General features: G+C 64.5%; 18 protein-coding genes. 11 read left to right on the forward strand and 7 right to left on the reverse strand.

Going from position 1 to position 17,262, the window contains the following annotated elements; all coding sequences use genetic code 11:
* Positions 1-63: 63 nt before the first annotated feature.
* Both mutM and ACHFB9_RS02170 read left to right on the forward strand, forming a co-directional pair.
* Positions 64-876, forward strand: coding sequence for a bifunctional DNA-formamidopyrimidine glycosylase/DNA-(apurinic or apyrimidinic site) lyase (gene mutM, locus ACHFB9_RS02165; protein ID WP_417069342.1), 813 nt, complete (start codon positions 64-66; stop codon positions 874-876).
* Between the two features lie 147 nt (positions 877-1,023).
* Entirely contained in the window at positions 1,024-2,985 is a 1,962-nt protein-coding gene (locus ACHFB9_RS02170; RefSeq protein ID WP_417069343.1) for a dynamin family protein, read from the forward strand.
* A gap of 57 nt (positions 2,986-3,042) precedes the next feature.
* Here the strand turns inward: ACHFB9_RS02170 and ACHFB9_RS02175 are convergent, their stop codons facing one another.
* Genes ACHFB9_RS02175 through rsmD form a run of 3 tightly spaced genes read right to left on the reverse strand, consistent with a single transcriptional unit; the run spans position 3,043 to position 4,339 of the window.
* Positions 3,043-3,297, reverse strand: a complete 255-nt coding sequence (locus tag ACHFB9_RS02175; protein ID WP_417069344.1) for a YfhL family 4Fe-4S dicluster ferredoxin — start codon at positions 3,295-3,297, stop codon at positions 3,043-3,045.
* A gap of 11 nt (positions 3,298-3,308) precedes the next feature.
* Entirely contained in the window at positions 3,309-3,803 is a 495-nt protein-coding gene (coaD, locus tag ACHFB9_RS02180; RefSeq protein ID WP_417069345.1) for a pantetheine-phosphate adenylyltransferase, read from the reverse strand.
* Positions 3,800-4,339 carry a 16S rRNA (guanine(966)-N(2))-methyltransferase RsmD gene (gene rsmD, locus ACHFB9_RS02185; protein ID WP_417069346.1) on the reverse strand — a complete coding sequence of 180 codons (540 nt, stop codon included), beginning with the start codon at positions 4,337-4,339 and terminating at the stop codon, positions 3,800-3,802. The genes coaD and rsmD overlap by 4 nt, the downstream gene beginning before the upstream one ends.
* Positions 4,340-4,504: 165 nt before the next feature.
* On the opposite strand from rsmD, the gene ftsY reads away from it, so the two are divergent.
* The 3 genes from ftsY to ftsX are packed head-to-tail and all read left to right on the forward strand — an operon-like array spanning position 4,505 to position 7,127.
* Positions 4,505-5,536 (forward strand): signal recognition particle-docking protein FtsY, encoded by a 1,032-nt coding sequence (gene ftsY / locus ACHFB9_RS02190; protein ID WP_417069347.1) that lies wholly within the window; start codon positions 4,505-4,507, stop codon positions 5,534-5,536.
* A 32-nt stretch (positions 5,537-5,568) separates the two neighbouring features.
* Positions 5,569-6,222 (forward strand): cell division ATP-binding protein FtsE, encoded by a 654-nt coding sequence (locus ACHFB9_RS02195; RefSeq protein ID WP_417069348.1) that lies wholly within the window; start codon positions 5,569-5,571, stop codon positions 6,220-6,222.
* Positions 6,219-7,127: a permease-like cell division protein FtsX gene (gene ftsX / locus ACHFB9_RS02200; protein WP_417069349.1), complete on the forward strand. Its 909-nt coding sequence runs from the start codon at positions 6,219-6,221 to the stop codon at positions 7,125-7,127. Before ACHFB9_RS02195 ends, ftsX begins: the two co-directional genes overlap by 4 nt.
* Before the next feature lie 7 nt (positions 7,128-7,134).
* Here ftsX and clsB read toward each other — a convergent pair whose 3' ends face one another.
* The 4 genes from clsB to ACHFB9_RS02220 all read right to left on the reverse strand — a co-directional run bounded on the left by clsB (position 7,135) and on the right by ACHFB9_RS02220 (position 10,677).
* Positions 7,135-8,292, reverse strand: coding sequence for a cardiolipin synthase ClsB (gene clsB / locus ACHFB9_RS02205; protein ID WP_417069350.1), 1,158 nt, complete (start codon positions 8,290-8,292; stop codon positions 7,135-7,137).
* On the reverse strand, positions 8,289-9,032 hold the full coding sequence (locus ACHFB9_RS02210; protein WP_417069351.1) for an endonuclease/exonuclease/phosphatase family protein: 744 nt from the start codon (positions 9,030-9,032) through the stop codon (positions 8,289-8,291). The genes clsB and ACHFB9_RS02210 overlap by 4 nt, the downstream gene beginning before the upstream one ends.
* A gap of 61 nt (positions 9,033-9,093) precedes the next feature.
* On the reverse strand, positions 9,094-10,197 hold the full coding sequence (nadA, locus tag ACHFB9_RS02215; RefSeq protein WP_417069352.1) for a quinolinate synthase NadA: 1,104 nt from the start codon (positions 10,195-10,197) through the stop codon (positions 9,094-9,096).
* A 27-nt stretch (positions 10,198-10,224) separates the two neighbouring features.
* Entirely contained in the window at positions 10,225-10,677 is a 453-nt protein-coding gene (locus ACHFB9_RS02220) for a rhodanese-like domain-containing protein (protein WP_417069353.1), read from the reverse strand.
* Between the two features lie 339 nt (positions 10,678-11,016).
* Between ACHFB9_RS02220 and glnA the strand changes: the two genes are divergently transcribed.
* The 6 genes from glnA (at position 11,017) to ACHFB9_RS02250 (ending at position 17,251) form a co-directional block, all read left to right on the forward strand.
* Positions 11,017-12,426, forward strand: a complete 1,410-nt coding sequence (glnA, locus tag ACHFB9_RS02225; protein WP_417069354.1) for a type I glutamate--ammonia ligase — start codon at positions 11,017-11,019, stop codon at positions 12,424-12,426.
* 127 nt (positions 12,427-12,553) lie between these two features.
* A complete protein-coding gene (locus ACHFB9_RS02230) occupies positions 12,554-13,033 on the forward strand; it encodes a DUF4124 domain-containing protein (protein ID WP_417069355.1) in 480 nt (159 codons plus the stop codon).
* An 82-nt stretch (positions 13,034-13,115) separates the two neighbouring features.
* Positions 13,116-14,189 carry a nitrogen regulation protein NR(II) gene (gene glnL, locus ACHFB9_RS02235; RefSeq protein ID WP_417069356.1) on the forward strand — a complete coding sequence of 358 codons (1,074 nt, stop codon included), beginning with the start codon at positions 13,116-13,118 and terminating at the stop codon, positions 14,187-14,189.
* A gap of 44 nt (positions 14,190-14,233) precedes the next feature.
* On the forward strand, positions 14,234-15,631 hold the full coding sequence (gene ntrC / locus ACHFB9_RS02240; protein ID WP_417069357.1) for a nitrogen regulation protein NR(I): 1,398 nt from the start codon (positions 14,234-14,236) through the stop codon (positions 15,629-15,631).
* A gap of 118 nt (positions 15,632-15,749) precedes the next feature.
* Entirely contained in the window at positions 15,750-16,544 is a 795-nt protein-coding gene (locus tag ACHFB9_RS02245) for a biotin--[acetyl-CoA-carboxylase] ligase (protein WP_417069358.1), read from the forward strand.
* Positions 16,541-17,251, forward strand: coding sequence for a type III pantothenate kinase (locus ACHFB9_RS02250; protein ID WP_417069359.1), 711 nt, complete (start codon positions 16,541-16,543; stop codon positions 17,249-17,251). Before ACHFB9_RS02245 ends, ACHFB9_RS02250 begins: the two co-directional genes overlap by 4 nt.
* Positions 17,252-17,262 lie beyond the last annotated feature (11 nt).

Raw genomic sequence — 17,262 nt, forward strand, 5'->3', positions numbered from 1 at the left:
GTCAGAGACAGGCGAAGCTGGAAAGTGTTCAGCTTTGATCTTATCAGCTTGTAAGGATTTGCCATGCCCGAGTTGCCTGAAGTGGAGAGTCTCAGGCTCAGCCTGGAACCCCGGCTCGAAGGCCGTTCGTTCGACCGGATCATCGTCCGTGAGCGGCGGCTTCGCCAGAGCGTTCCAGTATCGCTCGAGACGGAGTTGCCGGGTCGGCGCATCGATGCGATCGCGCGGCGCGGCAAGTATCTGCTGATCCACGCGGGAGCTGACACCCTGCTGATCCATCTGGGTATGTCGGGCAGTCTGCGCTGGCAAGCTCTGGGATCGGCGCCGCGCCGTCATGATCATGTCGACTTCGTGCTCGGTGGCGAAGTGCTGCGTTACCACGACCCGAGGCGCTTCGGGCTGATCGCCTGGTGTCCGGGCACGGGGACGGATCACCCGCTGATCGCGTCGCTGGGACCCGAACCGCTGGAGCCGGGTTTCGACGGTGCGTGGCTCCACCGGATGAGCCGGGGGCGCAGGCTCGCGATCAAGGCCTTGCTGATGGATTCTCACTGGCTGGTCGGCGTCGGCAACATCTACGCATCCGAGAGCCTGTTCCGGGCCCGGATACGGCCGACGACTGTGGCCGGTCGGCTCTCGCTTGCGCGCTGCGCGCGGCTCGCCGAGGCGGTGCGCGACGTGCTCGCCGAGGCGATCGCGGCCGGAGGCAGCACTCTGCGCGACTATGTCGGCAGTGATGGCACTCCGGGTCACTTCCAGAAGGGCGCTTCGGTCTATGGCCGGGCCGGCGAGCCCTGCCGGGTCTGCGGGACGGCGATTCGGCAGATCCGCCTTGCCGGGCGGGCGAGCTATTGGTGCCCGCACTGCCAGCGCTGAATGACCGATCCTTGATCGGTGCGCGGCATATGTCCTTCCCCGAAGCAGGCCAAACGTGAAATAGTCACAAGTGCGAGCGGCTTGCTGCTGAATTCGGTATGCTAGCTGAGTGGAAATCCCTTTTGGGACAGGGTCGCGGGAGCACAGATGAGTCTTACCGAGCAGTTTTCCGACTATTCCGCCTGGCGTGCCCGGGTCGGTCAAAGTATCAGCCAGCTCAAAACCTGGCTTGTCCGCAACGAGATCAGCGATGCCCAGTCCGATTTGCGGCTCGCTTATCTGCTCGACCGTCTCAAGGACGAAAAGCTGACCGTCGCGTTCGCCGCCGAGTTCTCGCGCGGCAAGTCCGAGCTGATCAATGCGATCTTCTTCGCCGGCTATGGCGACCGGATCCTGCCCTCGTCGGTGGGGCGAACGACGATGTGCCCGACCGAGCTCGCCTGGGACGAAGGACAGCAGCCTTCGCTTCGCCTGCTGCCTATCGAGACGCGCGCCCGCGGTGCGAGCGTCCAGGAATTCAAACGCTTCGCCGAAGAGTGGGTGACGGTTGCGATCGACGTGCATTCGACCGAGAGCCTGCAACAGGCGATGGCGCGCGTCGGCGAAACCAAGAGGGTTCCGGCGGCGGAGGCTGAACGCCTGGGCTTCGCGATCGATCCGGAAGGCAAGCGCGGAACCCGGATCGACGAGGATGGCAAGGTCGAGATTGCCTGCTGGCGCCACGCCCAGGTCCAGTTCCCGCATCCTTTGCTCAGGCAAGGCCTCGTCGTGATCGACACCCCGGGGCTCAACGCGATCGGCTCCGAGCCCGAACTGACGCTGTCCCTGCTGCCCAACGCCCATGCCGTGCTGTTCATCCTCGGGATCGACACCGGCGTCACGCAGAGCGACCAGGCGGTCTGGCAGGAGCACATCAACGTCGGCCGTGCCCAGCGGAGTGGGCAGATGGTCGTGCTGAACAAGATAGACAGCCTTTGGGACGGGATCCGCTCCGAGGGACAGATCGAAGCCGAGATCCGCGAGCAGAAGCGCTCGGTCGCGGCGACGCTGGGCGTTTCCGAAGCGCAGATCTACCCGGTTTCGGCGCAGAAGGCGCTGCTTGCGAAGCTCTCCTGCGATCCGGATCTGCTCGAACGCAGCCGCATCAATGTGCTCGAGGCCGCGCTGAGCACCGAGCTGCTGTCGACCCGCCAGGACATCGTGCGCGACAACGCGAGCGCCGAAGCCGGCGAGATCGTCCGCCGTTCGCGCGAGCTGCTCGATGCGCGCCTCTCCGCGGTGCGCGAACAGATCGACGAACTCGCCGAGCTGCGCGGCAAGAACCGCAGCGTCATCGAATACATGATGCGCAAGGTCAAGGTCGAGAAGAACGAGTTCGAACAAGGCTTGCAGAAGTACCACGCCACGCGCAGCGTGTTCACGAACCTGTCGAACAACCTGTACAGCCACATCGGGCTCGATGCGCTGCGCTCCGAGACCCGGCGAACCCGCGATGCGATGCTCGATGCGACTTTTTCGAGCGGCCTGCGCGATGCGATGGAGAGCTTCTTCGAGCGGCTGCGCGCCAATCTGCGCAAGTCCTCCGACGAAGTGACCGAGATCGTCCGGATGCTGGACATGATGTACAAGAAGTTCACGGTCGAACACGGCCTGAAGCTTGCTTCGCCGGAGAGCTTCTCGACGCTGCGCTACGAGAAGGACATCGAGCGCTTGCGTCAGGCATTCGACCAGCAGCTGAACACGGTCGGGTCAATGCTGCTGCACCGCAAGGCCACGCTGACCCAGCGCTTCTTCGATACGATCGCGCTGGAGGCGCGGCGCACTTTTGAGCTGGCCAACCGCGATGCGGACCAGTGGCTCCGCGCCGTGATGAGCCCGCTCGAGACCCAGGTCCGCGAGTATCAGTTGCAGCTCAAGCGCCGCCTGGAGAGCGTCAAGCGGATCCACGATGCGACCGGTACTCTGGAGGAGCGGATCCAGGAGCTCACGCAGACCGAGAAGGGTGTCGTTAGGCAGCTCGGCGAGCTTGCCCATATCGAGCGGGGGATGGCGGGCGCTCTGGGGCTCGCGAGCCTGACCCGGGACCGGGAGACGGCCCGGGCAGCCTGAGGACGGGCGACGAAAAAAAGGCGACCCGCGGGTCGCCTTTTTTGTCGCAGTGGGGGCTCAGCCCTTCTGCGCGGTCAGCTTCAGGAACTTCGCCATCAGCTGATCCTTGTTCTCGACGCGATCCGGGTTGGTCGCGATGCAGTCGACCGGGCAGACCTGCTGGCACTGAGGTTCTTCGTAGTGACCGACGCACTCGGTGCACTTGTCCGGATCGATCTCGTAGGTCTCTGCGCCTTGCGAGATCGCGCCGTTCGGGCACTCGGGCTCGCAGACATCGCAGTTGATGCATTCATCGCTGATTATCAAAGCCATGGTTTTCCTCTTTACTGTGTTTTCTGCCTGAGCTTGTCATGCAGTCGGGTTTGCACGGGGGGCTGGACGAATTGGCTGACATCGCCTCCGAGCAGCGCGATCTCCCGCACCATTGTCGCGGACAGGAAGGTGAATTCATCTCCGGGCGTCAGGAATACGGTTTCGATCTCCGGATACAGGCGTCGGTTCATTCCTGCCATCTGGAATTCGTATTCGAAGTCCGAGACGGCGCGCAGGCCGCGCACGACGATCCGGGCGTCGAGCTTCTTCAGAAAGTCGAGCAGCAGGCCGTCGAAGCCTTCGACGGTCACGTTGGGCAGATCCGCCAGCACTTCGCGCGCCATATCGACGCGTTCGGCGAGGCTGAAGATCGGGCGCTTGCCGCGGCTGTCGGCGACGCCGATCACGAGCTGCGGAAACAGCCGTGCGGCGCGGCGAACCAGGTCTTCGTGGCCGCGGGTCAGCGGATCGAAAGTGCCGGGGTAGACCGCCACACCTTCCCTCATATCGAGTCTCCTCGGAACAGATGATAATGGACTTGGCCGGCGCACCCCTTCTTGACGGCTTTGAAGCCGGAAAATTCGGAGATCTCGTGTTCGGCTTCGACGTAGATCGCACCGCCCTCGGCGATCAGCCGGGGCAGCTCCTTCTCCAGCTTCGGCAGCCAGTCCATCCGGAAGGGCGGGTCGAGCAGGATCAGGTCGAAGCGCTCGCCGCACTTTGCGAGAAAGCGCAGCGCATCGCCGCGCACGCAGTGCAGCGCCGTTCCGCCCAGAAGTTCGGCATTCTGCCGCAATGCTGCAAAAACCTGAGGATTCTGCTCGAGCAGCGTCACGCGGGCGGCGCCGCGCGAAGCCGCTTCGAAACCCAGCGCACCGCTTCCTGCGAACAGATCCAGGCAGTTCCAGCCTTGCAGATCCTGGCCCAGCCAGTTGAACAGGGTTTCCCGGACGCGGTCAGGAGTCGGCCTGAGGCCGGGAGCCTCGGTGAATGTCAGGCGGCGTGAGCGCCATTGGCCGCCGACGATGCGCAGCTGGTTCATCGGGCGATCCCGGGTGTGACTGAGAAGGGGGAGAGAGGACTGGGCATCTGGTAGACTTCCAAGGAATTTTCCTCCCGCCGACAGCCTGTCAACGGGTGGCGCCGCATGATAGCGGCAGGCTGACCGTTGTGCACGCCCGGCAGCCACTTCGCCCCGGAATTTCCCATGCTCAGTTTCTGGAAAAAAGACAAAAACGACGCCGAAGCCCAGGCCCAGGATACGCCCGCACCGGTCGAAGCGCCCAAGCTCTCGTGGATGGAGCGCCTGCGCAACGGGCTCTCGCGTACCCGGGCCCAGATCAATGCCGCGGGGTCGTCTCTGGGGGCAGGAGTCGGCGCGCTCGGCGACCTCTTTTCGCGCCGCCGCATCGACGAGGATCTGCTCGAAGAACTCGAGACGACTCTGCTGACCGCCGACTGTGGTGTCGAAGCGACGACGTATCTGATCACCGAGATCCGCAAGCGCTGGAAACGCGACCGGCTCGAGACCGGTGAAGAGCTGCGCGCGGTATTGAAGGAATTGCTGGCCGGCCTGCTCGCCCCGCTTCAGCAGTCCTTCGACCTCGATGCCCACCGCCCGACCATCATCATGCTTGCCGGCGTCAACGGTTCGGGCAAGACGACTTCGATCGGCAAGCTCGCCAAACGCTACCAGGCCGAAGGCAAGAGTGTACTGCTCGCGGCCGGCGACACCTTCCGCGCTGCGGCGCGCGAACAGCTCCAGGAGTGGGGGCGGCGCAACGATGTGACTGTGATCGCCCAGGATGGCGGAGACCCGGCCGCGGTCGTCTTCGACGCGATTACCGCGGCGCGCGCCCGTGGGATAGACATCGTCCTCGCCGACACCGCGGGAAGGCTGCCGACCCAGCTCCATCTGATGGAGGAGATCGCGAAGGTGAGGCGGGTGATCCAGAAAGCCGATCCCAGCGGCCCCCATGAGGTGTTGCTGGTGCTCGACTCGAACATTGGCCAGAACGCTCTGGCCCAGTTGAAGGCTTTCGATGCCGCGATCGGAGTGACCGGTCTCGTCGTCACGAAGCTGGACGGAACGGCCAAGGGCGGCGTGCTGGCGGCGATTGCCCGAACTCAGCCCAAGCCGATCCGCTACATCGGAGTCGGGGAGGGAATCGATGATCTCCAGCCCTTCGTGGCCAGCGATTTCGTCTCCGCGCTGTTCGACGACGCCAGCGCCAGCTGAGCGCGCGTCATGTCAGGGAAGGATGGGTCGGCGTGATCCGTTTTGAAAGTGTCAGCAAGCGTTATCCGGGCGGGATGGATGGCCTCATCGAGGTCAGTTTCGAGATACGCGACGGGGAACTGGTCGTGCTGCGTGGCCACTCCGGGGCGGGCAAGAGCACTCTGCTGCGCCTGATTTCGGCCGTCGAGCGTCCGACCGGGGGCAGGGTGCTGGTCAATGATCTCGATGTCGGCAGGCTGAGGCCCGCCGCGATTCCGTATCTGCGCCGCAGCCTCGGACTCGTGACCCAGGACAGCCGGCTTCTGCTCGACCGAACCGTGTTCGACAATGTGATGCTGCCGCTGGTGATCGCGGGCCTGCCCCGGCGCGAAGCCGAGCGCCGCGCCACGACCGCGCTGGAACGCGTCGGACTCGCGCAGCACGCCCAGGCGATGCCGGTCACTCTGTCCGGTGGTGAGCAGCAGCGCGCCGCGATCGCTCGGGCGATCGTCAACCGTCCGGCCATCCTGATCGCAGATGAACCGACCGCGAACCTCGATGCCGACTACGCGGAAGAGATCGCGGCGCTGTTCCGCTCCTTCAACGAGGCTGGAGTCACCGTGATCGTCGCGACCCACGACGACCGGCTCTTCGCGGCGCGCACGCCGCGCCGGCTGGTGCTGTCCCACGGGAGGCTGCTGCCATGAACATTCCTGCCCTGCACGGACTCGCCGCCGCGACGGCGTTGCGCCGCCTCATCAAGGCTCCGCTGTCCAGCCTGCTGTCGGCGATCGTGATCGCGATCGCGCTGGCTCTGCCCGCCCTCGGTTATCTGCTCGCCGATAATGCGGCCCGCCTGGCTCAGAGCGTATCCGGTCGCCCCGAGATCAGTGTATTCATGAATGTCGATGCGAGCCGGGCCGAAGCCGATGCAGTCGGCAAAATCCTGCGCGCCGATCCCGGCGTCGCTGCGCTGCGCTGGGTGCCGCGCGAGGAGGCTTTGAGCCAGATCGTCAGCGGTGCGGGCCTCGGCGACATCGCGTCCACGCTGGGACAGAATCCTCTGCCCGATGCTTTCGTGATCAGCCCGCGGGATGAGACGCCCGCCGCGTTTGCCCGGCTGCAGCAGACGGTCAGCGCGCTGACCGGAGTCGCCCATGTCCAGCTCGACACCGCCTGGGTTCAGCGCCTCGACGCGCTGCTGCGCCTCGTGCGCAGCGCGGTGCTGGTGCTCGCGGGGCTGCTCGGTGCGGCGCTGGTGATCGTCACGTTCAACACGATCCGTCTGCAGATCCTGACCCAGAGGCATGAAATCGGCGTCAGTCTGCTGCTCGGCGCGACCCGCTCCTGGGTCAGACGCCCCTTCCTGTACTTCGGCGCTCTTCAGGGCACCCTGGGCGGTGTGCTGGCCTGGGCTCTGGTCGTTGCGGTCCAGATCGGTCTGCGCGCTCCGGTCGCTCAGCTGGCCGACGCGTACGGGATTCCGATCGAGCTGCTGCCCCCCGGTTTTGCCGAAGTGCTGGGTTTGATCGGTTTCGCCGCCTTCCTCGGCTGGAGCGGCGCAGCCTTGTCGGTGCGTCGCCATCTGCACGATGGCGTGATGGCCGACTGAGGATTTCTCAGGATCGCCCGCCCAGCCCGAGCAGGCCCATCGTGAGTCTGACCGTACCGTAGGCGAGCCAGCTCGCAATGCGGTGCAACCGCCCGGCTCTCTTCCAGTCCGAAGTCTTCAGCTCGCGAGCGCCTTGCGCGATCGCGTGCGTGAGGCTCGCATGCAGCTCGGTCGCGAAGCCCTGGTCGCGGACGACGAGGTTCGCTTCGCGCGACAGCAACAGACTGAAGGGGTCGATGTTCGACGAACCGACCGTTGCCCAGTGCCGGTCGATCACCGCGACCTTGGCGTGCAGAAAGCTGCGGTGATATTCGAAGATGCGCACGCCACCCGACAGCAGATTAGGGTAGAGCGCGTGGGTTGCGTAGTGCAGCAGCAGGTATTCGACCCGCCCCTGCAGCAGCAGGATGACGCGCACTCCCCGCTGGGCCGCTTCGGTCAAAGCCTGGCGGAAGCGATAGCCGGGAAAGAAGTAGGCGCAGGCGATCACGACCTCGCTTCGGGCCCGGCCGATTGCCGCGAGGTAGGCATCCTCGATGTCGCGGCGGTGACGCAGATTGTCGCGGACCAGAAAACCGGCGCGCTGGCTTCCCGCGGCCTCGGTGCACGGCGTGACCGCGCTGTGCCAGGGCGGGCGCCGGCGCAGCGAAGCCCAGCTGAGCATCCACCAGAGTCGGTGCACGGTTGTGTGGATCTCGCCGAGCACTGGCCCCCGGACTTCGACCGCATAGTCAAAGCGGGGCGGGATCTGGCCCGGAGTGTCCGCGTCGTCGATGATGTTGATGCCGCCGATGAAGGCGGTCGCGCCATCGATGACCGCGATCTTGCGGTGCAGGCGGCGCAGCCGGTGGCGGCGAAATGTCAGTGCACCGATCTCGCGGCGGTAGATCAGCACGTCGACTCCGGCCTCGACGAGCCTGGGCAGCATCTGCTCGACGAACTCGCGGCCTCCGAAGCCATCGACCATCAGTCTGACCACGACTCCGCGCGCCGCGGCGCGGGAGAGGGCCGCGGCGACCGCTTCGCCGCTGGGGTCGCGGGCGAAGATATAGGTTTCCAGATGGACTTCCGCGCGGGCGGCATCGATCGCACGGATCAGCGCCGGAAAGAACTGCTGCCCGCATTCGAGCAGGGTGACCCGGTTGCCGCTCTTGAGCCTTCTCATGGGCATTCGAGTTCCGCGAGCAGGGGGGCGTGATCCGAGATTCCCGCCCACTCCGCGCCGCCCAGAACCCTGGCGGTCAAGGGGCGCAGGCCGCGCACATAGATCCGGTCCAGGGTCAGCAGCGGCAGGCGACAGGGGAAGCTGCGCGCCGGCCCTCCGCCCAGCTGTGTGAAGACTTCCTGCAGGCCCATCCGGTGCACGAGCCACGCGTTGGCCTTGCCGCGCCAGTCGTTGAAGTCTCCGGCGATGATCAGCGGATCGGCGGCGGGGAGCTTCTGCACCAGATCGGCCAGCGTCGCGAGCTGGCGCCGGCGCTGCGAGTCGGTCAGCGAGACATGGACGCAGATCGCATGCAGGGTGTGGCCGTCGGGAAGCTCCAGCGTGCAGTGCAGCAGACCGCGCCGCTCGAAACGAGTCAGCGAGATGTCGAGGTTGTCGGCTTTGAGGATGGGTAGTTTGGAGATCACCGCGTTGCCGTGATGGCCCTGACGGTGCACCGCATTGCCTCCGTAGGCGACCTGGGGCCAGACGCCGTGCGCGAGAAATTTGTGCTGGGGCATCGCCGGCCAGTCGGGCTGGTTTTGCGCGTGGCCGCTGTGCATGCCCTGCACTTCCTGAAGGAACATCAGGTCGGCATTGAGTGTTCGCAGCCGATCGCGCAGGTCGTGGACGACCATGCGGCGGTTGAATTGCGAAAAGCCTTTATGGATGTTGTACGAACAGATCCGGAGTCGAGTCATCGCAAGGCCTTTTCGGGAAGGCCTTGCCAGTTTGCCGCAAACCCGGAGGCTCGGCCAGCAATCAGGACACGGAGAGCATCCGTTCCAGCGACAGCCGGGCGAGTGCGGCCTCGTGTTCCGGAACCGTGATCCGGTTGACGACATTGCCGTCGGCGAGGTTCTCCAGTGTCCAGGCCAGATGCTGAGGGTCGATGCGCTGCATCGTCGAGCACATGCAGACGGTCGGCGACATGAACTCGACGATCTTGCCCTCGGCGCGTACTTCCTCGGCGAGGCGGCTCACCAGGTTCAGCTCGGTGCCGACCAGCCAGCGGGATCCGGCCGGCGCGTCCTTGACCGTCTTGATGATCAGCTCAGTCGAACCGACATGATCGGACTGGCGGCAGACTTCGAACGGGCTCTCCGGGTGGGAGATCACGAAGCCTTCCGGGTGCTTTTCCCGCCAGCGCTGGATATGGGCGGGCTGGAACATCTGGTGCACCGCGCAGTGCCCTTTCCAGAGCAGCATCTTTGCTGAGCGGATCTTCTCGGGCGTCAGCCCGCCGTATCTCTGGTCGGGATCCCAGACCGCCATCTCGTCGAGCGAGACGCCCATCTGGTGCGCGGTCCAGCGCCCCAGGTGCTGATCAGGGAAAAAGAGCACGCCCGGCCGCTGCGCGAAGCTCCAGTCGAGGATCGTGCGGGCATTCGACGAAGTGCAGACGATGCCGCCGTGCTCACCGCAGAATGCCTTCAGGTCGGCCGCCGAATTGATGTAGGTGACCGGCGTGAAGCGCGAGTCGGGGGCTTCGCCGAGCACTTCGGCGAGCTCTCGCCAGCAGCGTTCGACCTTGGCGAGCGTGGCCATGTCGGCCATCGAACAGCCGGCCGCGAGGTCGGGAAGAATCGAGACCTGTTCGGGACGGGAGAGGATGTCGGCGACCTCCGCCATGAAATGGACGCCACAGAAGACGATGAAGTCGGCTTCGGACTGGCTCGCGAGCCGCGAGAGGCGCAGCGAGTCACCGGTCAGGTCGGCGTGGCGGAAGATGTCGGCGCGTTGGTAATGGTGGACCAGCAGAACGGCTTTCTTGCCCAGGCGCGCGCGTGCAGCGTCTATGCGCTGCTGGGCTTCCTCTTCGCGCAGGGAATCGAAACGGTCGAAACTGATAGGAGCGGATTGCATGGGTATATGTCGGGGGAGGGTTAGGGTTTACGCCTGCGTCCAGGGCAGGCCGGCGAATCGCCAGCCACCGATGTGACCACGCTGGCCGTGTGCGTCGCGGTCGCCTTCGAAGCCTTCGAGGATGTTGTAGCACGTTGCGTACCCGGCTTGCTGGGCGAGCAGGGCTGCGTAGTGTGAGCGTGCTCCGCTGCGGCACAGCAAGAGCAGCAGAGCCTCGGGGTCGACCTGATGGTGAAGCTGGGCCAGGAAGTTTGGATTGCGCACTCCTTCCGGCCAGGTGTTCCACTCGATCTCTATGGCTCCGGGAACCCGGCCGACCCATTCGAGCTCGGCGTGGGTACGCAGATCGACGAGGCGGGCACCGGGAGCCAGTTGCCAGACTTCATGGGCTTCCGTCGGAGTCAGGGCTCCCGAATAGGGGAGGCCGAGTTTTTCGCCGCGTGCGCCGGCGAGGGCAAGCAATTCGCTGAGACGTCCCATCGCATCACCTCTCGGTTCGGGCGCACGAGTATGCGCGAGGGGGGGGCTGCGGGCAAGTCCGCCTTATGCACCAATAACGTGCATTATTTTCGTCTATGCTCTTTTTTTGTGCGTGCCATTTCCCTCACCGGGGGCTTGGGCTTTCTGGTACCTCCGCCGGTCTGTGGCAGAATGCCGGGCGAGTTACAAGCTTATGCCCGGCTTGCGTGCGCCGCCGGAGTTTTGCTCCGGGATGGTGCGGGCAATGATCTGCTATGGCACGTTATGTGCTTTTTACCTCGACCGGAACGCGGGCTTTACCGCTGATCGCCAGTTGGCTTCCCTACGCTAGGAGAAATTATGTCCCCTCAAGACGTCATGAAGTTGGTCAAGGAGAACGAAGTCAAGTTCGTCGACTTCCGTTTCACCGACACCAAGGGCAAGGAACAGCACGTTGGCGTGCCCGTTTCGGCCTTCGATGAAGAAAAGTTCGAGCATGGCCACGCTTTTGACGGTTCCTCGATCGCCGGCTGGAAGGGCATTCAGGCTTCCGACATGGTGCTGATGCCGGATCCGGCCACCGCCTTCATCGACCCCTTCATGGACGAGACGACCCTGGTTCTGTCTTGCGACGTCCTCGAACCGGCCGACATGAAGCCCTACGATCGTTGCCCGCGCGGTATCGCGAAGCGCGCCGAAGCCTATCTGAAGGCTTCCGGTGTCGGTGACACCGCCTTCTTCGGTCCGGAACCCGAATTCTTCATCTTCGACAGCGTCGAATGGAAGCTCGACATGTCCGGCTCTTCGGTCAAGATCTCTTCCGAAGAAGCGGCCTGGGCGTCTGGCGAAAAGTTCGAAGGCGGCAACACCGGCCACCGTCCGGGCGTCAAGGGTGGCTACTTCCCGGTTCCTCCGGTTGACAGCCATAACGACATCCGCGCTGCGATGGTCCTCGAGCTCGAGAAGATGGGCATCCCGGTCGAAGTGCATCACCACGAAGTGGCGACCGCTGGTCAGAACGAAATCGGCACCAAGTTCGCGACGCTGACCAAGCGCGCCGACTGGACGCAGATGCTCAAGTACGTCGTCCATAATGTCGCGCACCAGTACGGCAAGACCGCGACCTTCATGCCCAAGCCCATCGTCGGTGACAATGGCTCCGGCATGCACGTTCACCAGTCGATCTGGAAGGACGGCAAGAACCTGTTCGCGGGCAACGGCTACGCCGGCCTGTCCGAAATCGCGCTGTTCTACATCGGCGGCATCATCAAGCACGCCCGCGCGCTGAACGCGATCACGAACCCGCTGACCAACTCCTACAAGCGTCTGGTTCCGGGCTTCGAAGCTCCGGTCAAGCTGGCTTACTCCGGCCGTAACCGCTCGGCTTCGATCCGTATCCCCTTCGTCAATTCCGACAAGGCGCGCCGCATCGAAACCCGCTTCCCGGATCCGGGTGCGAACCCCTACCTGTGCTTCGCGGCGCTGATGATGGCCGGCCTCGACGGCATCCAGAACAAGATCCATCCGGGTGAAGCGGCCGACAAGAACCTCTACGATCTGCCGCCGGAAGAAGACGCGCTGATCCCGACGGTCTGCTCGTCGCTGGATCAGGCTCTTGAGTACCTGGACAAGGATCGCGAGTTCCTGACCCGCGGTGGTGTGTTCTCGAACGAGTTCATCGATGCCTACATCGGTCTGAAGATGGAAGAAGTGAACCGCTTCCGGATGACGACGACTCCGCTCGAGTTTGAAATGTACTATTCGCTGTAAGCCTTTCCCGGCTTGCTGCGTTGAAGGGGACAAGCCTGGCTTGTCCCCTTTTCTTTTGCACTTTCCGGCTTGGCAAGGATACGGCGGACGCCTAAACTCAACCTTCCTTCGCTGATGTGACATTCGCATGAAACCGCTTCTCTGTTTCGCCTGTTTCCTGGGCCTTTCCTGTGCCTTGCCGGCGAGGGCCGATGTTTACAAATGCGTGGATCCGGTCTCCGGGCGCATTACGTATACGAACTCGAAGTACGGCGAGCGGGGCTGTACCGTGCTGTCGAGGGAGACGACCCCGGTCACGACGGTTCCGTCCGCGACGCGCAAGGCCTCTCCGGGTGCCGCATCGCCGTCCAGCTTCCCCAAGGTCGATGCGGGGACTCAGAAGTCGCGTGACGGAGACCGCCGCCAGATCCTCGAGACCGAACTGGCCACCGAGCGTCAGTTGCTTGAGACGTCGAAGAAAGAGCTCGCCGAGCAAGAAGCCCAGCGCAGCGGCAACGAGAAGAACTACGCGAAAGTGCTCGAACGCGTCCAGCCCTTCAAGGACAAGGTCGAGCTGCACGAGCGCAATATCGAAGCGATCCGCAAGGAAATCGGCAACCTCAAATGAGGCGCGGCCTCAGGCCGCCGCGGGATGCACTGCAGGCCCGCACGGGTGAACTGAGTGGCGCGTTTCTTGCTAAGGTTTTGGCATGAATCGCACTCCCGTCGCCCCCGTCTTTTCTGATCCCCGGATTGCCGGGCTGGAGTTTCTCGCTTCAGCGGTGCTTCTCGTCGATGAGCGGCGCATCGTTCGCTACATGAATCCGGCGGCCGAGAATCTCTTTGAGTTTTCGGCGCGCCAGGCCGAAGGTCAGTCGCTCGTGGCGCTGCTCGGCGATCCTCCGGGCCTGTCTTCGGCGCTCGACAACGCCCTCGTCAACAACTGGAGCTATACGGGGCAGAACCTCGTTCTGAACCGCCCCGGGCGCGACACGCTGCATGTCGACTGCACGGCGACTCCGGTCTCGCTGGCCGGTGCGAGTCTGCTGATGGAGTTCCGTCCCCTCGACGCGCAGCTCAAGGTCGCGCGCGAGGAGAGACTGATCGAGCAGCAGCAGGCCAATCGCGAGCTGATTCGCAACCTTGCGCACGAGATCAAGAATCCGCTCGGAGGAATCCGCGGTTCGGCCCAGCTTCTCGAACGCGAGCTCGCCGATCCCCTGCTCAAGGAGTTCACCCAGGTCATCATCGCCGAAGCCGATCGGCTGCAGGAGTTGATGCACCGGCTGCTCAATTCAAAGCGGGCCATGCAGCCGGGCCCGGTCAATATCCACGACGTGCTCGAACGCGTGCAGCGCCTGATCGTCGCCGAGTTTCCCGGAGTCGCGGTGCGCCGCGACTACGACATCAGCCTGCCCGAGATGACCGGCGATCGCGAACAGCTGATCCAGGTCGTGCTGAACATCGCGCGCAACGCCGCGCAGGCGATGAAGGGCGAAGGCGACATCGTGCTGCGCTCGCGTGCGGCGCGGCAGGTCACGCTGGCCAAGAGGCGTTTCAAGCTGGCGCTGGAACTTCAGATCATCGACAGCGGTCCGGGAATTCCCGAGGCGATCCGCGACCGCATCTTCTATCCGCTGGTGTCCGGCCGCGACAGTGGCAGCGGCCTGGGGCTCTCGATCGCGCAGAGCTTTGTCGAACAGCACCAGGGGATGATCGACGTCGAGAGCACCCCGGGGCGCACCTGTTTCACGATCGTGTTGCCGATTATCGAATCCGCGTGAGGCGTTCGCGCCCTGCCTTCAACCCTGCTTTGTCCGGAATGAACATGAATCCTGTCTGGATTGTCGATGACGACCGCTCCATCCGCTGGGTGCTCGAAAAGGCCCTTTCCCGGGAAGGGATCGCGCACCGCAGCTTTTCTTCCGCCTCCGAGGCGCAGGCCGAACTCGATGGCGGAGCCCCGCCTCCGCAGGCGATGATGAGTGACATCAGGATGCCCGGCGAGAGCGGGCTGGTGCTGCTGGAGAAGGTCAAGGCGCGCTTTCCGCAGCTGCCGGTCATCATCATGACCGCGTATTCGGATCTGGACAGCGCGGTATCGGCTTTCCAGGGCGGAGCTTTCGAGTACCTGCCCAAGCCTTTCGACGTCGATCAGGCGGTCGAGCTGGTGCGGCGAGCGATCGAAGAGTCGCGCACGCGCGGCACGGTGCCCGAGGAATCCTCGACGGTGCCCGAGATCCTCGGCCAGGCGCCGGCGATGCAGGAAGTGTTCCGCGCGATCGGGCGCCTCGCCCAGTCCCATGCGACGGTGATGATCAATGGCGAATCCGGTTCGGGCAAGGAGCTCGTTGCGCGCGCGCTGCACCGCCACAGCCCGCGCAAACAGGCGCCTTTCATTGCGATCAATACGGCGGCCATTCCGAAAGATCTGCTCGAGTCCGAGCTTTTCGGTCACGAACGCGGCGCCTTCACCGGCGCGAACACGCAGCGCCGGGGCCGTTTTGAGCAGGCCGAAGGCGGCACGCTCTTCCTCGACGAGATCGGCGACATGCCCGCCGAGCTGCAGACCCGGCTGCTCAGGGTGCTGTCGGACGGGCACTTCTACCGGGTCGGCGGACAGCAGCCGATCAAGGCGAATGTCCGGGTCATCGCCGCGACGCACCAGAACCTCGAAGATCGGGTTCGCGACGGCCTGTTCCGCGAAGACCTGTTCCACCGCCTGAACGTGATCCGGCTCAGGCTGCCGTCGCTGCGCGAGCGGCGCGAAGACATTCCTCTGCTCGCCCACCACTTCCTCGCGCGCAGCGCTTTGGAACTCGGTGTCGAGACGAAGAGGCTGACGCCGACCGCGCTCAAGTACATGCAGACCCTCGATTTTCCCGGCAACGTGCGCCAGCTCGAAAACCTCTGTCACTGGCTGACCGTGATGGCGCCTGGCCAGACCGTCGATGTCGCCGACCTGCCTTCCGAGTTGCGCGAGCAGGCTGCTCGTCCGGTCAGCTCGTCCTGGGTCGAAGCGTTGGCCACCGAGGCCGACCGGATGCTTGCGGGGCAGCCGGGCGAAGTCTTTGACAGGCTGACTCACGAGTTTGAACGGGTGCTGATCCGCCGCGCGCTGAACCTGACCGGAGGCAAGCGGGTTGAAGCGGCCCAGCTGCTGGGCATTGGTCGCAACACGATCACGCGCAAGATCCAGGAGCTCGGGATGGACGCGGAAAACTGATGCACTACTGTGGTGCGTTTTAGCCTGCGCACCACAGTTTCACGAAATTTCGCCGATTTCTCGCGCACGTCCGAATCCGCCGCTAAACTCGCGCCTTTGCACCACGGCGAAGCCTTCCGTGAGCGACCGTACCGATACCGAACTTCTGCGCCTCAAGGCGGCCCTGGGCGAATACTCGACCCGCTTCGACGCCGACCTGCTTGAATCCTGTTCCTCGACCAACTCCCTGCTGCTTGAACGAGCCTCCCGGGGCGCGCCTTCGGGCAGCGTGCTGTGGGCTCTGGAGCAGACGGCGGGCCGCGGCCGGCGTGGCCGGGCGTGGATCTCCACCGTCGGGGACAGTCTGACTTTTTCGCTGCTCTGGCGCTTCGATTCTTCGATCTCGCTCGATGGCCTTTCCCTGGTTGCCGGCTTGGCCGTCGTCGATGCGCTCTCCTCCTTGGGCGTTGCAGGTCTGGCCTTGAAGTGGCCCAACGATGTCTGGCTCGATGGGCGCAAGCTCTGCGGTTTGCTCGTCGAACTGCAGCAGAGCGGCTCGCGGGTCGGTGCTGTCGTCGGCATAGGTCTGAACCTGGACTTGCCTGCCGGGGCTTCCCGACTCGATCAGCCCGTCGCGGCGCTCAGCGATGCGCTCCCCCGGCCCGTCGATGGTGCCGAAGTGCTCGCCGCTGTGCTGACCCGGCTGGCGATCCGTTTTGAGCGCTTCGCCCGCGAAGGCTTTGCCGGCCAGCGCGAAGACTGGCTGGCGTGCAACGGTCTGGCCGGGCAAACGGTCAGGCTGATCGAGGACGACGGTGAAACTCTGGGCCTCTGTGCCGGGGTCGACGCTGATGGAGCGCTGCTGCTGCGTGTCGGCTCCGTCGTGCGCCGGGTTCTGGGAGGCGATGTTTCGCTGAGGAGGGCCGCGCAATGATGCTTCTGGTCGATGCGGGCAATACCCGGATCAAGTTCGGTTGGCACGATGGTCAGCAGTGGATCTGTCGCGAGGACATCTCCCACGAAGCGCTGGGCGCGGTCAATTTCACGCGCTTCGGAACCCCTCACCGCATCCTGGTCGCGCATGTCGCGTCGGAGCCGGTGCGTCTGAGGCTTCTGCAGATGCTGGTGCCGTGGATGGACCGCACCGAATGGCTCAAGGCCGAATTCGAGCGCTGCGGCGTGCGCAACCTCTATGCGGATCCGACGCGGCTCGGCGCGGACCGCTGGGCGGCTGCGATCGGCGCCTGGCATCGCGTCAAGGGCGCTTGTGTCGTCGTCTCGGCCGGCACCGCGACGACCGTCGATGCGATCGACGAGCACGGCTCTTTTCTCGGTGGCCTGATCCTGCCCGGGCACGGCCTGATGCAGCGCGCTCTGGCGTCCGGGACCGCGGCCCTGCCTCTGGCTGAAGGCCAGTGCGTGCCCTTTCCGCAGAACACGCACGATGCGATCGAGACCGGAATCCGTTATGCGCAGGCCGGGGCGGTCGAACGCTTTCGCGGCCAGATGCCCTTCGGTACGACCGTCGTGTTGTCGGGCGGTTCGGCGTCGGCGTTGGCTCCGCTGATCGCGCCTCCACGGCTGGATTTCCCCAATCTGGTTCTCGAAGGCCTGCTGAACATCGTCCGCAGCGAAACCTGAACGCCCACTGC

Origin of the sequence: Niveibacterium terrae (genome assembly GCF_048213115.1) — a bacterium.
Taxonomy (GTDB): Bacteria; Pseudomonadota; Gammaproteobacteria; order Burkholderiales; family Rhodocyclaceae; genus Niveibacterium; species Niveibacterium terrae.